Raw genomic sequence first — 14464 nt, forward strand, 5'->3', positions numbered from 1 at the left:
AGGAGCAGCCATGGCCGTGACCGTTGCCGAGCACCTCGTCCGTCAGCTCCGGGATGCCGGGGTGAGCCGCATCTACGGGATCGTCGGCGACTCCCTCAACCCGGTGGTCGACGCGGTGCGCCGCACCGACGGCATCGAGTGGGTGCACGTCCGCCACGAGGAGGCCGCCGCGTTCGCCGCCGCCGGGGAGGCCGAGGTCACCGGCCGGCTCGCCGTCTGCGCCGGCTCCTGCGGCCCGGGCAACCTCCACCTCATCAACGGGCTCTACGACGCCAACCGCTCCCGGCTGCCGGTGCTCGCCATCGCCTCGCACATCCCCACCGCCGAGATCGGCACCCAGTTCTTCCAGGAGACCCACCCCGACCGCCTCTTCACCGAGGCCTCGAGCTACTCGGAGATGATCTCCTCCGCCGCGCAGCTGCCGCGGGTCACCCGCACCGCGATCCAGCACGCGCTCGGCACCCCCGGCGTCGCGGTGCTCACCCTGCCCGGCGACGTCGCCGACCTCGAGGTGGACGACGACGCCCCCGCCCTCAACCCCGCCACCCGCCCCGCGGTGCTCACCCCGGCCGTCGAGGACGTCGCCGCGCTGGCCGAGGCCATCAACGATGCCAAGAAGGTCACGCTGTTCGTCGGCGCCGGGGCGGCCGGCGCCCGTGACGAGGTGCTCGGGCTCGCCGAGGTCATCGGCTCGCCGGTGGGCCACTCGCTGCGCGGCAAGGAGATCATCCAGTACGACAACCCGTTCGACGTCGGGATGTCGGGCCTGCTCGGCTACGGCGCGTGCCAGGAGGCGATGGAGTCGGCCGACCTGCTCGTGCTCGTCGGCACCGACTTCCCCTACAACGAGTTCCTGCCCGACGACGTCCGCACCGCCCAGATCGACATCGACGCCCGGCACCTGGGCCGCCGCACCCGCCTCGACGTCCCGGTGCACGGCGACGTCGGCGCCACCGTCCGGATGCTGCTGCCGCAGCTCGCGCCGAAGAAGAGCCGCCGGTTCCTCAAGGACATGGTCAAGAAGCACGACAAGCTCATGACCAAGGTGGTCGGCGCGTACACGACGAAGGTCGACACCATCCGCCCGATCCACCCGGAGTACGCGGCGGTGCTGCTCGACGAGGCAGCCCCAGCGGACACGGTGTTCACCGTCGACACTGGGATGAACAACGTGTGGGCCGCGCGCTACCTCACCCCCAACGGCCGCCGCCGGGTGATCGGCAGCTTCCTGCACGGCTCGATGGCCAACGCGCTGCCGCACGCCATCGGCGCCGCCTTCGCCGACCCGCAACGCCAGGTGGTCGCGCTCGCCGGAGACGGCGGCCTGTCGATGCTCCTCGGGGAGCTCATCACGCTGCATCGCTACGAGCTGCCCGTCGTCGTCGTGGTGTTCAACAACGACTCGCTCGGGATGGTCAAGCTGGAGATGCTCGTCGAGGGCATGCCCCACCACGCCACCGACTCCCCCGCCGTCGACTACCACCAGGTCGCGCTCGCCCTCGGGATCCCGGCGATGCGGGTGGAGGACCCCAAGGAGCTCCCCGACGCGTTCGCCGAGGCCTTCGCCCGGCGCGGGCCGGTGCTCGTCGAGGTGATCACCGACCCGAACGCGCTCTCGCTGCCGCCGTCGATCACTGCCGGCCAGGTGCGCGGCTTCGCGACCGCGATGACCAAGCAGATCTTCGGCGGCGGCTCCGGCGAGGTGATGGCGATGGCCCGGTCGAACCTGCGCAACATCCCCCGGCGCTGAGCCGCTTCGAAGCACCCACCGCCTCGACACGCCGACGCCTGGTCGCTCCCGTTGCGCGCGAACTGTGGTACGGGCCACACTGGGGATCTGCCTACTGTGTGAGGTGAGGTCGTGGAACCCCAGATCCTGCCCCTCCTGTCGCGAGGGAAGCACCGCAGTCCGAGACGAGGCGCCTGCTTCATGGAGCTCGCGTCCTACCTCGCCGGCGAGCGGTGGAGCGACCGGCCGGCGTGCACCCACCCGCTGCTCGCCCACCTGGCGAGGCTGGTGAACGACCTCACCGACGACCAGGACCGCCCCCGGCTCGCGGTGCTCATCCCCTCGGTCATCGGGCTCAGCAGCACCGACCCGCACTGGGACGACGAGCTCACGCTCCTCGCCGCGAGCCGCGCCATCCCGGTGGTGAGCGAGCACCACCAGCGGGCGCTCGCCGTCGGCGTCCTCGCCTGCGAGCGGAGCCGGGCGGCCCGTGCCGGGTCGTCGCAGATCGAGCTGCACCCCGCGAGCCGGCGCGCGTTCGAGCAGGCGCCGCTCGCCGCGGCGTGGGCGCGGGAGTTCGTCGACGCGGTGCACCGGGTGCGGCCCGGCGACGGTGGGCACCCGGGCGACACGATCGTCGAGATCGCCACCGTGGGGCTGGCCCGCGCGTGCATCACCGACCCAGCCGGCGAGCTGCGCCGGCTGCTCACCGACGCGATCACGATCTGCGAGCACCTGGCCCAGCGCGAGGCGGCTGCCACGCCCGCGCTGGCCCCGGAGTCGTGGCAGGAGGTCTGCCGGCCGGCGCCGGTGGCCACCTGACGCTCTGCCGGGACCGGCCTGGGCCGGGCCCGGCAGCGCCTCGTCGCGAGCCTCAGCGGCTGATGGCCAGCTTGAGCGCCTTGGTCTCCGCCGCCCGGGAGAAGGTGTCGTAGGCCGACATGATGTCGTCGAGCTTGAACCGGTGGCTGACGAACTTCTCCGGCGTGAGCTTGCCCTGCGCGACCAGCTTGAGCAGCATCGGCGTCGTCGTGGCCGACACCAGACCGGTGGTGATCGCGATGTCCTTGATCCACAGGTCCTGCAGCTTGAGCTCCACCGACGTGCCGTGCACGCCGGCGTTGGCGACCGTGCCGCCGGGCCGGATGACGCTGACGCACATGTCGAAGGTGGCCGGGATGCCGACCGCCTCGATGGCGGTGTCGACGCCGAGACCGTCGGTCATCGCCATCACCTGCTCGCGCCAGCCGGCGTCGCCGCTGTTGACCGCGTCGGTGGCGCCGAAGGTCTGGGCGACCGCCAGCCGGTTGGCGTCGAGGTCCACCGCGATCACCCGTGAGGCGCCGTAGAGCCCGGCGGTCATGATCACCGACAGCCCGACCGGGCCGGCGCCGACCACCACGACGACGTCGCCGGGCTTCACCCGGCCGTTGCGGACGCCGATCTCGAAGCCCGTCGGCATGATGTCGGAGAGCATGAGGCCGGCCTCGTCGCTCACGCCCTCTGGGAGCTTGTGCAGCGAGTTCTCCGCGAACGGCACGCGCACGTACTCGGCCTGGGTGCCGTCGATGAGGTGGCCGAAGATCCAGCCCACGCCCTCCGCGCCCTCGGCAGCGAGGCAGTGGGAGGGCAGCCGCTGCTGGCAGTACGAGCAGGAGCCGCAGGACGAGACGCAGGAGATGATCACGCGGTCACCGACGGCGAGCCGGCTCACCGCCGAGCCGACCTCGGTGATGGTGCCGACGCCCTCGTGGCCGAGGATGCGGCCGTCGGTCACCGCCGGGACGTCGCCCTTGAGGATGTGAAGATCGGTGCCGCAGATGGTGGTGGTGTCGACCTGCACGATGACGTCGGTGGCGTCGATGATCTGCGGGGCGGGGACCTCCTCCCAGGCCTTGTTGCCTGGGCCGTGGTAGACGAGTGCCTTCATGGTGAGCCTCCTTGGTCGGTACCGCCGTTCGGCGTCCCCCCGGGATCCGGCTCGGGTGCCCCACGCTACTGGCCCCGGCCGGCGCCGTCCTGGGACCAACGGCACAGCTCCGACGACCCTTCGGCCGCCGGGCTACTCCTCCTGCAGCGTGCCCGCCGCCTGCTGGGCCCGTCGCTCCCGGTGCAGCGCGCCCCGCAGCAGCAGCGCGAGCCCGAGCGCGAGGAAGGCGGCGACGATCGTCACCCGGTAGGCGTGGTTGTAGCCGCCGGCGTCGGCGAGCTGGCCGGCGATGCTCGAGCCGAGCGCGTAGCCGAGCGACGTCGCGGCGGCGAGCACCATCATCGCGGCGCCGAGGCGCCGCGGTTCGATGACCCGCTCGCAGGCGGAGAACAGCGTGATCATGTACGGCGCCACCACCACGCCGAGGACGAGGAGGACGACGGCGAGCCCGCCGAGCCCGCCGACCAGCAGCAGCGGCAGGGACAGCAGCGCCAGGCCGCCGGCGAAGACCGGCAGCCGTTCGGCCAGCCGGAAGCGGGACGGCAGCGCGGCCAGCGACAGCCCGGCGACGACGCTGCCGATGCCCAGCAGCCCGTGCATCAGCCCCGCGAGGCCGGGCTCGCCCGCCTCGGTGGCCAGCGCCGTCGTGCCGGTCTGCACCGAGCCGAAGATGACACCGACCATCAGCTGCCCGGCGGCGAGCCCGACGAGCAGCGGGCGCAGCAGCCGGCCCGTGAGCGCGGCCCCCTGGCCGCGGTGGCCCGGGACGGCGTCGGCGCTCGGATGGAGCGCGAACCAGAGGCCGAAGACCGCGAGCATGACGGCGGCGAGCACGATGGCCCCGGCCGGCGAGAGGAGCGCGGCGATGGTCCCGACGATCGCCGGGCCGAGGACGAACGACGCCTCGTCCGCGGAACCCTCGTAGGAGAACGCCGCGGAGACCAGCCGGAAGCGGTCCTTGCCGGAGGTCGCGGCCAGCTCGCGCCACCGCACCCGTGCCAGCGTGCCGACCTGCGGCACGAACATGCCCGCGACACCGCTGACCACGGCGAGCAGCTGCCAGGGCACATCGGCGGCGGAGAGCACGACGAGGGCGCCCAGCGCCAGCGAGCCGACCACGGACTGCACGAGCAGCACCGGCCGCTGGCCGATCCGGTCGGTGAGCGCGCCGGCGATCGGCGAGGCGATCGCGTTGACGACCGCGAACGCGCCGGCGGCCGCGCCACCGGCGCCGAAGCTGCCGGTCACCCCGGCGACGAGCAGCAGGGTGCCCATCTGGCTCATCGCCAGGGGCAGCCGCGCGAGGAACGCGATGACGACATAGGTGGGACCGGTGAGCGAGAACAGGCGCCGGTAGGAGGACAGAGCGGACAATGCATCTCCACGTCGGGGTTGACGAGAAGCGCTCCTCCCACCCCGGAAGCGCTGCCGACCCTAGATTGTCCGCTCATCGTATCGGAGCGGCGGGCCGGTGCCGCCGGAGGTGAGCACCTTCACCACCTCGTGCGTCGGCCAGCACAGCCGGGCTGCGAGAGCTGCGGCGTCGGCGTCCTCGCCGAGCTCGGCGGCCGCGTGCGCGACGAGCGCGAGCCGCAGCCGGTGGTCGCGGCGCCGGCGGCGGACGGCACCGGCGAGCAGCCCGTGGCTGGGCGAGGCGAGCAGCACCAGCAGGAAGATCGCCCCGACGACGGTCGCCATCATCCCGGCGATGGACGCGTTCGTCAGCACCGCGAGCAGGTAGCCGACCACCGCCGCGAGCAGCCCGACGGCCACCGCGATCGCCATCATCCGGCCGAGCCGCTCGGTGAGGAGGTAGGCGGTGGCCGGCGGCCCGGCGAGGAAGGCGACGACGAGGATGGCCCCGACCGAGTCGAACGCGCCGACCACCGTCACCGAGAGCACCGCGGTCAGCAGGTAGTGCACGAGCACCGGTGACAGTCCGATGACCGCGGCGAGCGCCGGGTCGAAGGTCGCCAGCTTGAGCTCCTTGAACAGCAGCAGCACGAAGCCGCCGACGACGACCGTCACCGCGCCCATCGTCCACCAGGACCGGGGGCCGAGAACGGTGTCCCCCACGGCCACCACCTGGAGGGGGGTGAACGCGATCTCGCCGTAGAGGACGTGCTCGAGGTCGAGGTGGACGTTGCCGCCGTACCGCGCGATGAGCAGCACCCCGAGCGCGAACAGCGCGGTGAAGACGATGCCGATCGACGCGTCCGCCCGCACCCGTCCGCTACGCTGCAGCGCCTCGACCGCGGCCACCGTCACCAGCCCGAGCACCGCGGCGCCGGCGATCGCCGACAGCGAGCCGAGCGACCCGGTGAGGAAGAACGCGAGCACGATGCCGGGCAGCGCGGCGTGGGAGATCGCGTCGCCGAGCATGGTCATCTGCCGCAGCACGAGGAAGGACCCGAGCAGCGCGCAGGGCACGACCACGAGCACCGCGGTCACCAGGATCGTCAGGTGCACGCTCATGCCGGGCTCCCGGTGCGGCGCCGGCGGTGGGTGCCCGCGGCCGCCGAGACGAGGAAGATCGCGGTGGCGATGAGCACGATGACCGGGCCGGTCGGGAGGTCGGTCGCGGTGGCGCTCACCAGCGCGCCGCTGACGCCGGCGACGGCGCCGAGGCCGGCGGCGAGCACCATCATCGTCGCCAGCCGCTGGGTCCACTGCCGCGCCGCGGCCGCCGGCGTGATGAGCATCGCCGCCATGAGGACGACACCGACGGTCTGGATCCCGATGACGATCGCCACGACGAGCAGCGCGGTGAGCAGCAGGTCGAGGCGGCGCACCGGGTAGCCGACCGCGCGGGCGAAGCCGGGGTCGAAGGAGACCAGCTTGAGCTCCTTGTAGCAGGCGAGGACGACCGCGAGCGCCGCCGCCGCGACCACCACCATCGCCTGGACATCGGCGGCGACGATGGTGGCGGCCTGGCCGAAGATGAACCGGTCGATGCCCGACTGTCCGGCGGTGCCCGCCGCCGCGAGGTAGGTGAGCAGCACGGTGCCGGCGCCGAAGAACACCGAGAGCGTGATCGCCAGCGCCGCGTCCTGCTTGATACGGGTGCGCCCGACGACCACGAGCACGAGGACGGCGGCGATCGCGGCGGAGACGGCGGCGCCGGCCATGAGCACCGGGGTGCTGCGGGTCTGGGTGAGGAGGAAGGCGAGTGCGACGCCGGGGAGGGTGGCATGGGCGAGCGCGTCGCCGAGCAGGCTCTGGCGGCGCAGCACCGCGAAGCTGCCGAGCGCCCCGCTGAGCACCCCGAGCACCGCGGCGCCCAGCGCCACCGTCCGCAGCGTGTAGTCGCCGAGGAACGACCCGAGCAGCTCAACCATCGTCGTCCGTTGTTTCGTCGGTGGCGCGGCCGTAGGTGCGGGCGGTGTTCTGCGGGGTGAAGGTGGTGGCGGTCGGCCCCGCGGCGACGAGGTGGTGGTTGAGCAGCACGACGCTGTCGAAGTAGTCGGCGACCGAGGCGAGGTCGTGGTGGACGACGACGACGGTCCGGCCCTCGTCGCGCAGCTCGCGCAGCACGTCGATGACGGCGCGCTCGGTGACGTAGTCGACCCCGGCGAACGGCTCGTCGGCGAGGTAGAGCGGGGCGTCCTGGGCCAGCGCGCGGGCGAGGAACACCCGTTGCTGCTGGCCGCCGGAGAGCTGGCCGATCTGCCGGTCGGCGAGGTCCGCGATCCCCACCCGCGCCAGCGCACGCTCGGCGATCCTGCGCTGCTGGGCTCCCGGGCGTCGCAGCCAGCCGAGCCGGCCGTAGGTGCCCATCTCGACGACGTCGCGCGCGTCGGTCGGGAAGTCCCAGTCGACGCTGCTGCGCTGCGGCAGGTAGCCGACCAGGTGGCGGGCTTGGTCGATCGGCCGGCCGAAGACCGTCACCCGGCCGGCGACCGGGGCCAGCTGGCCCATGATCACCTTGAGGAGCGTGGACTTGCCGGCACCGTTGGGTCCGACGATGCCCACGAGCCGGCCACGGGGCACCTCGAGCGAGACGTCCCACAGCGCGGGCGTCTCGCCGTAGGCCGCGGTGACACCGTGCACCAGCAGCGGCTCCCCGTCGTCGGCCGGCGGGGCAGCGGCGTGAGGGCGTCCCCGGAGCCTCCGGCGACGCGTTGACAATCCCGCTGTCGAGGACAATCCCGCTGTCGGCGAAGGGGGTGGGGCGGGGTTGCCCGTGGACAATCCCGCTGTCGGCGAAAGTGATGGCTCTGGAGCGGGGCAGGGGTCGGTGGTCATGGTGCTCCGAGGGCGGTGGCGATGGTGTCGGCGTTGGCGCGGAGCATCCCGGCGTAGGTCTCCGCGGGGGTTCCGGCGGGGCCGAGGGCGTCGGAGTACAGCCCGGCCTCCGGCACGGTCACCTGCCAGCCGCGGTCGGCGGCCGCGGCGCGTACCGCGTCGATGCCGGCCGGCGAGACGCTCGACTCGGTGAACAGCGCCGGGACCTGGCGGCGCACGAGCAGGTCGGCGAGCTCGCGGAGGTCGCCGATGCCCGCCTCGTCCTCGGTCGACAGCCCCTGGACGCCGAGCACCTCGAGGTCGTAGGCACGGCCGAGGTAGCCGAACGCGTCGTGGGAGGTGACGAGCACCCGGGCGTTCGCGGGGACCGGGGAGAGTCGCTCCTCGGCGTACTCGTCGGCGGCGCGCAGGTCCGCGGTGTACCGCGCCGCGCCCTCCTCGAACGCGGTGCGGTGCTCGGGCCGCAGCGCCGCGAGCTCCTCGACGACGGGGTCGACCACCTGCACCCAGAGGTCGGGGTCGAACCACACGTGCGGGTCGGCGTGCTCCCGGCCGTCCTCGGTGGCCGGCTCGCCGGTGGGGTCGAGCAGCTCGGCGGTGGGCAGCACGTCGGTGAGCGCGAGGGTGTGATCCAGCGCCGGCCCCTCGAGGATCTCGGCCATCCGCCCCTCGAGGAACAGCCCGTGGTGCACGACGACGTCCGCCTCCACCAGCGCACGGACGTCCCGCTGCGTGGCGCGGTACAGGTGCGGGTCGATGCCCGGACCCATGAGTGCGGTCACCTCGACGTGCTCACCGCCCACCGACCGTACAAGGTCGGCAGCCTGCGTGGTGGTCACCGTCACGCGCAGCTGGCCCGGCGCGCCGGCCGTTCCGCCGCCGCCGGCACACGCTGCCAGCGCGGCCAGCAGCGCGGCGCTCAGCGCGATGCCCTCGAGTGATGACCGCCGCACCAGACCTCCGGAGTTCGTACGCCCTAACTTTCAGTCGAAGCGTAGCCGAACTCCGCGTCGAGCAGTACCGGTCAGCTGTATTGCTCGGCGACGGCGACCGCCTCCTCGACGTAATGGCCGCCGAAGATGACCACGTGGATCATCAGCAGGGTGAGCTGGTGCAGGCCGACGCGCTCGCGCCAGCCGTCGGCCAACGGGGACACCTCCTGGTAGCCGGCGAGGATGTCGGCCAGCCGCGGCACGCCGAACAGCGCCAGGGCGGCGAGGTCGGTCTCCGCGTGCCCGCCGTGCGCGGCCGGGTCGATGAGCACCCCTCGGGCCCCTTCCGCCCCAGGCGTCCACATGACGTTGCCGCCCCAGAGGTCGCCGTGAAGCCGGGCGGCGCCGTCACCGACGAGCGCCGGCTGCGGGTGGTCGAGGTCGCCCGCGGCCAACCGGTCGGCGACCCGCTCGAGGACGGCAGCACCCTCGGCCGGCAGGACGCCGGAGCGTCGGGCGCGCCGCACGTACGGCCGCAGCTGGTAGCTCGCGTAGAACTCGCCCCACCGGTCGGTGGGCGGCTGCGCGTCGTACGGGTGGTGCGCCATCGGCCCCGAGCTGCGGACCACCTCGCCGCGCCAGCCCGGCGGCGCGCACCCGAGCGACGGCGCCCCGGCAGCGTGGGTGCGGGCCAGCGCCCGGCCGAACGCCGCGGCCGCCGGCGTCGTCGGGGTCGCGGAGGGCAGGTGGGCGAGGTCGAACCAGCCCTCCCCCTCGGCGAGGATCTCGACGACGGCGGCCCCGCCGTCGTCCTGCGCCGCGGCGAGCCAGCGCAGCCCGGCGGCCTCGTGCCGCAGCACAACGGGGTCATCGGTCTTGTGGAAGGTCCTCATCGACCCATGGTCGCAGCGCCGCGGCGCCTCAGCGCGGCGCGGCGTCGTCGGGACCGGGCAGCTCGCCGGCCACCCCGAGGCCCCGGTCCACCGCGGCGGCGCGCACCGCGTCGATGACCAGCTGCACCGCGGGCCGCGGCGGCGTCGTCATCCGGTGGGCGATCGAGACGGTGCGCATCACCGGCTCGGTCAGCGCCACGATGTCCACGCCGGCCGGCGCCGTCGCCGCGCCGAGGTCGGAGACCAGCGTGACCCCGAGGCCGCCGGCGACCATCGCCAACGCGGTGAACTGCTCCCCCACCTCGTGGGCGATACGTGGCTCGAAGCCGCTGCGCTGGGTAGCGATCCGGACCGCACGACCGAAGTGCGAGCGCCGCCCCGCGAGGATCCACGGGTGGTCGGCCAGGTCGTGGAGGGACACGCTGGAGTCCGGCACGACGCCCGCAGGCACCGCCGCGTGGATCCGTTCCACCGCCACCACCGACCGGTCCAGCGCCGGGTCCCACGGCATCGCGTAGTCCGAGTAGTCGATGACGAATGACAGGTCGAGAGCACCGTCACGCACCGCGCCGGCGGTGTCCTCCGGGGCGAGCTCCCTCGTCTGCACCTCGATGCCCGGGTAGTCGACCGCGAGCGCCGCCAGCGCCGACGGCACCAGGGTGGCGGCCACCGAGGCCCACACGCCGGCGGTCAGCCGTGCGGTGACACCCTCCTGGGCCCGCTCGAGGGCGACCGAGGCGCGCTCGACGGAGTCGAGGATCTCCTCGGCGTGCTCGGTGAGGACGAGGCCGAGCTCGGTGAGCTGGACCCGCCGGCCGTGCCGCTCGACCAGCGTCACCCCGACCTCCCGCTCGAGCTGGGCCAGCTGCTGGGACACTGCCGACGCGGTGTAGTGCAGCGCGCTCGCAGCGGCGGTGATCGTGCCGCGCCGGTGCAGCTCGCGCAGCATGCGCAGCCGACGCAACGAGAGCTCCATCTCCACACCTTAGGCAGCGGCGGCCCTCGATGTGCAGGAACTCTGCACGTGACCGTGCAGGAACCCTGTCGAGCCAACGGTGGACCCCCGCTCGGAACTGTCGCACGCTGAGGGAACGACCCCCAGCTCGCCGGAGGTGAGTGCGATGACCACGATTCACGAGTCACGACGCAGCGCGGGTGACGTGCCGGTGCGGCACCAGGCGGCAGCCGCCCCGGAGGTCGATCGGTGGCCGGCCGACGACTGGCCGGCAGAGGTGCGACCGGCCGATGACCAGCCCGCCATCGCCGACATCCGTGGCGGCGAGCCGGCGCTGCGGCTCAGCTGGACCGACCCGGTCACCGGGGCCACCGGCCACCTCGTCGTCCACACCCTGGTGTCCGGCCTGGCGACCGGTGGCACCCGGATGCGCGCCGGCTGCACGCAGCACGAGGTCGAGGACCTCGCCCGGGCGATGTCGGCGAAGATGGCCGCCTTCGAGATCCCGGTCGGCGGCGCCAAGGGCGGCATCGACCTCGATCCGCGCGACCCGCGGGCTACCGGCGTGCTCGAACGGTTCTACGCCGCCATGGCGCCGTGGCCAGACCAGCACTGGGTGACCGCGGAGGACCTCGGTGTCACCCAGGAGATCATCGACGACGTCTTCCTGCGGCTGGGCCTCGACCAGTCCTACCACGCGGCGATCAGCCGGGCACCGGACCCGGCGGCCGCGCTGCGCCGGGTCCGTGCCGGGCTGGCAGCCACCGTGCCCGGTGGCGCGCTGCTCGCCGAGGTGATCGGCGGCTACGGCGTCGCCCAGGCCTGCCTCGGCGTCGCCGACACGTGGTCCTGGGACGTGCCGGCGACCACCGTCGCGGTCCAGGGCGTCGGCACGATGGGTGGTGGCGCGTCCTGGTACCTCCACGAGGCCGGCATGCGCGTCGTCGCGCTCGCCGACGTCGCCGGCACGCTGTACCGCCCCGAGGGCCTCGACGTCCCGTCGCTGCTGGCGCTGCGCGACGACTACGGCGAGATCGACCGCTCGCGGGTGCCCGACGGCGTCCGGCAGCTGCCCCGCGACGCCGTCATGTCACTGCCCGCCGACATCCTGGTGCCTGCCGCGGTCTCCTACGCGATCAACGAGCGCAACGTCGCGGACATCGCCGCGAGCGTCGTCGTCGAGGCGGCCAACGCAGCGACGACGCCAGAGGCGGAGGCAGCGCTGCTCGCACGCGGTGTCCCGGTGGTACCGGACTTCGTCGTCAACGCGGGAGGCGCCGCCTGGGCGTGGTGGCTGCTCCAAGGCCAGGTCGCCACCGACCCGGAGGACACCTTCGGGCGGCTGCGCACCGAGATGCGGCCGAAGATCGTGCACCTCCTCGCCGCGTGGGACACGGCGGGCACCGCCCCGCGGCAGAGCGCCTGGGAGCTGTGCGGCGCCAACCTGCACGCCCTCGCCGGGGCGCCGCGGATCGATATCCCGTAGCACCCGGCCCTTTCCCACGTCGCGCTCGAGGGCCATACTCAGCTGGTCGGAGTCGGTCGCAGAGAGGCGAGATCATGGCGGTGACGCTCAACCCGTACCTGTCCTTCCGGGAGGACGCGCGGCAGGCGCTGGAGTTCTACCACTCGGTGTTCGGCGGGTCGTTGACGATCAGCACCTTCGGTGACGCGATGCCCGGCGGCCCCGCCGCGGAGGCCGGCAAGGTCATGCACGGCCAGCTCGACGGCGAGAGCGGCATCGTCCTCATGGCGTCCGACACGCCCGAGGCGGTGCCGTACCAGACCGGGTCGGACATCTCGATCTCGCTCAGCGGCGACGACGGCGACACGCTGCGCGGCTACTGGGAGGCGCTGATCGACGGCGGCACCGTCGTCGAGCCGCTCGTCGTCGCCCCGTGGGGCGACCACTTCGGGATGTGCACCGACCGGTTCGGCACGCACTGGATGGTGAGCATCGCCGCCGAGGCCGCCTGAGCCGCCGCCGCTGTCACGCCCGGCCGAGCACCTCGTCCACCCACTGCGGCACCAGCACGGACGCCGGGCCGTCACGGACGTCCTCGAACCGGGAGGTCATCTCGCTGGCCGCCAGGTTGAGCTCGACGGTGTGGGCGCCGGCGTTCGTCGCCATCATGACGAAGCCGGCGGCCGGGTAGACCGCTCCGGAGGTGCCGACCGCGACGAAGGTCGTGCACTGCGCCAGCGCGGTGAAGATCTCGTCGAGGTCGTACGGCACCTCGCCGAACCAGACGACGTCCGGGCGCAGCGCCGGTTCGCCGCAGGCCGGGCAGGGCGGCCCCGGCAGCAGGTCCTCGTGCCAGGGGCTGCGCGTGCCGCACGCGACGCACCGGGCGCGCCGGAGCTCGCCGTGCATGTGGAGCACCCGGCGAGACCCGGCGCGCTCGTGGAGGTCGTCAACGTTCTGGGTGACGAGGAGGACGTCGTCGTCGTGCTCCTGCTCGAGCCTCGCGAGCGCGCGGTGGGCAGCGTTGGGCTCGACCGCGGCGAGCGCACGGCGCCGGGCGTCGTAGAACCGCTGCACGAGCTCCGGGTCGGCGGCGAACCCCTCCGGGGTCGCGACGGCGTCGACCGCGTGGCCCTCCCACAGGCCGCCGCTGTCGCGGAAGGTAGCGACCCCGGACTCGGCCGATATCCCGGCTCCGGTGAGGACGACGATGCTCATGGCACCCATTGTGAGCCAGGACAGCATAAGCGTTGACTTATACAAGTGGCGGTTGACACGATGGGTCGCGTGCACGCACTCGACGTCCTCGGCGACCCGGTCCGCCGCCGGCTGCTGGAGCTGCTCGCCACCGGCGAGCGACCGGCGGGCGCGCTCGCCGAGCGGATCGGCGAGGAGTTCGGCATCAGCCAACCGGCGGTCTCGCAGCACCTCAAGGTGCTGCGACGGCACGGCTTCACCACCGTCCGCGCGGACGGACGCCGCCGGCTCTACGCCATCGACGCCGAGCCGCTGCGCGAGTTGGACGACTGGCTCGCCGACTTCCGCAGCTTCTGGGAGCCGCGGCTGGCCGCCCTCGACACCGAGATCGCTCGCGGCAAGCGCGAGCGGCGCACCCGACACACCGAGGAAGAGGAACCACGATGACCGACGACATCACGACCATCGCCAGCGGCCAGGTCGACGCCGTCGAACGCGGCCTGACCATCGACGAGAAGGACGGCGCCGCCACCGTGGTGTCCACCATCAGCCAGGTGTACGCCACGACCGTCGAGGACCTCTGGGGCGCCTGCACCTCCGCCGAGCGCCTCCCCCGGTGGTTCGCGCCGGTCAGCGGCAACCTCGAGCTCGGCGGGCGCTACCAGGTCGAGGGCAACGCCGGCGGCACCATCGAGAGCTGCGAGCCGCCGGCGAGCTTCCGCGCCACCTGGGAGTTCCAGGGCGCGGTGTCGTGGATCGCGGTGCGGGTCGAGCCTGCCGGCGACGACGGCGCCCGCCTCACCCTCGAGCACACCGCGACCGAGGAGTTCCCGAACGACTTCTGGACCACCTACGGACCGGGCGCCACCGGCGTCGGCTGGGACCTGTCTCTCCTCGGTCTCGCGCTGCACCTGGCCACCGGGGCGGACAAGCCGCCGGAGGGCTCGGAGTGGGAGCGGAGCGACTCGGCCCGCGAGTTCATCACCGGCAGCAGCCGGCGCTGGGCGGACGCGTCGGTCTCCGCGGGCACCGACGAGGCCGCTGCCCGCGAGGCCGAGAAGCGCACGACCGCGTTCTACACCGGCCAGCCCGCCGAGTAGTAGGCCAGCCGGCCGAGT

General features: G+C 73.3%; 15 protein-coding genes. 6 read left to right on the forward strand and 9 right to left on the reverse strand.

What is annotated here, in order from left to right; translation table 11 throughout:
• Positions 1-10 precede the first annotated feature (10 nt).
• Both V2J52_RS11625 and V2J52_RS11630 read left to right on the forward strand, forming a co-directional pair.
• Positions 11-1750, forward strand: coding sequence for a pyruvate dehydrogenase (locus V2J52_RS11625; protein WP_331227878.1), 1740 nt, complete (start codon positions 11-13; stop codon positions 1748-1750).
• A gap of 180 nt (positions 1751-1930) precedes the next feature.
• A complete protein-coding gene (locus V2J52_RS11630) occupies positions 1931-2551 on the forward strand; it encodes a hypothetical protein (protein WP_331227879.1) in 621 nt (206 codons plus the stop codon).
• A gap of 52 nt (positions 2552-2603) precedes the next feature.
• On the opposite strand, the gene V2J52_RS11635 is transcribed toward V2J52_RS11630, so the two are convergent.
• The 8 genes from V2J52_RS11635 to V2J52_RS11670 form a co-directional block, all read right to left on the reverse strand.
• Positions 2604-3659, reverse strand: coding sequence for an alcohol dehydrogenase catalytic domain-containing protein (locus V2J52_RS11635; RefSeq protein WP_331227880.1), 1056 nt, complete (start codon positions 3657-3659; stop codon positions 2604-2606).
• Between the two features lie 132 nt (positions 3660-3791).
• Complete coding sequence (locus V2J52_RS11640) at positions 3792-5033, reverse strand: MFS transporter (protein ID WP_331227881.1); 1242 nt, start codon at positions 5031-5033, stop codon at positions 3792-3794.
• Between the two features lie 60 nt (positions 5034-5093).
• Complete coding sequence (locus tag V2J52_RS11645) at positions 5094-6134, reverse strand: metal ABC transporter permease (protein ID WP_331227882.1); 1041 nt, start codon at positions 6132-6134, stop codon at positions 5094-5096.
• On the reverse strand, positions 6131-6997 hold the full coding sequence (locus V2J52_RS11650; protein WP_331227883.1) for a metal ABC transporter permease: 867 nt from the start codon (positions 6995-6997) through the stop codon (positions 6131-6133). Before V2J52_RS11650 ends, V2J52_RS11645 begins: the two co-directional genes overlap by 4 nt.
• Entirely contained in the window at positions 6990-7709 is a 720-nt protein-coding gene (locus V2J52_RS11655; RefSeq protein WP_331227884.1) for a metal ABC transporter ATP-binding protein, read from the reverse strand. The genes V2J52_RS11650 and V2J52_RS11655 overlap by 8 nt, the downstream gene beginning before the upstream one ends.
• Positions 7710-7900: 191 nt before the next feature.
• On the reverse strand, positions 7901-8857 hold the full coding sequence (locus tag V2J52_RS11660; protein WP_331227885.1) for a metal ABC transporter solute-binding protein, Zn/Mn family: 957 nt from the start codon (positions 8855-8857) through the stop codon (positions 7901-7903).
• 71 nt (positions 8858-8928) lie between these two features.
• A complete protein-coding gene (locus tag V2J52_RS11665) occupies positions 8929-9729 on the reverse strand; it encodes a fructosamine kinase family protein (protein ID WP_331227886.1) in 801 nt (266 codons plus the stop codon).
• 28 nt (positions 9730-9757) lie between these two features.
• The gene (locus tag V2J52_RS11670) at positions 9758-10705 is read right to left on the reverse strand and encodes a LysR family transcriptional regulator (RefSeq protein ID WP_331227887.1); all 948 of its coding nucleotides are present in this window, start codon (positions 10703-10705) and stop codon (positions 9758-9760) included.
• 145 nt (positions 10706-10850) lie between these two features.
• On the opposite strand from V2J52_RS11670, the gene V2J52_RS11675 reads away from it, so the two are divergent.
• Together V2J52_RS11675 and V2J52_RS11680 are read left to right on the forward strand one after the other, a co-directional pair.
• Positions 10851-12170: a Glu/Leu/Phe/Val dehydrogenase dimerization domain-containing protein gene (locus V2J52_RS11675; protein WP_331227888.1), complete on the forward strand. Its 1320-nt coding sequence runs from the start codon at positions 10851-10853 to the stop codon at positions 12168-12170.
• Between the two features lie 74 nt (positions 12171-12244).
• Positions 12245-12661, forward strand: a complete 417-nt coding sequence (locus V2J52_RS11680) for a VOC family protein (RefSeq protein WP_331227889.1) — start codon at positions 12245-12247, stop codon at positions 12659-12661.
• A gap of 13 nt (positions 12662-12674) precedes the next feature.
• Here V2J52_RS11680 and V2J52_RS11685 read toward each other — a convergent pair whose 3' ends face one another.
• Positions 12675-13367: an NAD-dependent deacylase gene (locus tag V2J52_RS11685; protein WP_331227890.1), complete on the reverse strand. Its 693-nt coding sequence runs from the start codon at positions 13365-13367 to the stop codon at positions 12675-12677.
• 69 nt (positions 13368-13436) lie between these two features.
• On the opposite strand from V2J52_RS11685, the gene V2J52_RS11690 reads away from it, so the two are divergent.
• Positions 13437-13793 carry an ArsR/SmtB family transcription factor gene (locus V2J52_RS11690; RefSeq protein WP_331227891.1) on the forward strand — a complete coding sequence of 119 codons (357 nt, stop codon included), beginning with the start codon at positions 13437-13439 and terminating at the stop codon, positions 13791-13793.
• Positions 13790-14446: an SRPBCC domain-containing protein gene (locus V2J52_RS11695; RefSeq protein ID WP_331227892.1), complete on the forward strand. Its 657-nt coding sequence runs from the start codon at positions 13790-13792 to the stop codon at positions 14444-14446. Before V2J52_RS11690 ends, V2J52_RS11695 begins: the two co-directional genes overlap by 4 nt.
• The last annotated feature ends 18 nt before the right edge of the window (positions 14447-14464 follow it).

Origin of the sequence: Georgenia sunbinii (assembly GCF_036421875.1) — a bacterium.
Lineage (GTDB): Bacteria > Actinomycetota > Actinomycetes > Actinomycetales > Actinomycetaceae > Georgenia_B > Georgenia_B sunbinii.

What these genes read in the sequence shown, in the direction of transcription:
- V2J52_RS11625 (WP_331227878.1), top strand. Translation starts at nt 11, where the DNA reads ATGGCCGTGACCGTTGCCGAGCACCTCGTCCGTCAGCTCCGGGATGCC.
- V2J52_RS11630 (WP_331227879.1), top strand. Translation starts at nt 1,931, where the DNA reads ATGGAGCTCGCGTCCTACCTCGCCGGCGAGCGGTGGAGCGACCGGCCG.
- V2J52_RS11635 (WP_331227880.1), bottom strand. Translation starts at nt 3,659, where the DNA reads ATGAAGGCACTCGTCTACCACGGCCCAGGCAACAAGGCCTGGGAGGAG.
- V2J52_RS11645 (WP_331227882.1), bottom strand. Translation starts at nt 6,134, where the DNA reads ATGAGCGTGCACCTGACGATCCTGGTGACCGCGGTGCTCGTGGTCGTG.
- V2J52_RS11650 (WP_331227883.1), bottom strand. Translation starts at nt 6,997, where the DNA reads ATGGTTGAGCTGCTCGGGTCGTTCCTCGGCGACTACACGCTGCGGACG.
- V2J52_RS11665 (WP_331227886.1), bottom strand. Translation starts at nt 9,729, where the DNA reads ATGAGGACCTTCCACAAGACCGATGACCCCGTTGTGCTGCGGCACGAG.
- V2J52_RS11670 (WP_331227887.1), bottom strand. Translation starts at nt 10,705, where the DNA reads ATGGAGCTCTCGTTGCGTCGGCTGCGCATGCTGCGCGAGCTGCACCGG.
- V2J52_RS11675 (WP_331227888.1), top strand. Translation starts at nt 10,851, where the DNA reads ATGACCACGATTCACGAGTCACGACGCAGCGCGGGTGACGTGCCGGTG.
- V2J52_RS11680 (WP_331227889.1), top strand. Translation starts at nt 12,245, where the DNA reads ATGGCGGTGACGCTCAACCCGTACCTGTCCTTCCGGGAGGACGCGCGG.
- V2J52_RS11685 (WP_331227890.1), bottom strand. Translation starts at nt 13,367, where the DNA reads ATGAGCATCGTCGTCCTCACCGGAGCCGGGATATCGGCCGAGTCCGGG.
- V2J52_RS11695 (WP_331227892.1), top strand. Translation starts at nt 13,790, where the DNA reads ATGACCGACGACATCACGACCATCGCCAGCGGCCAGGTCGACGCCGTC.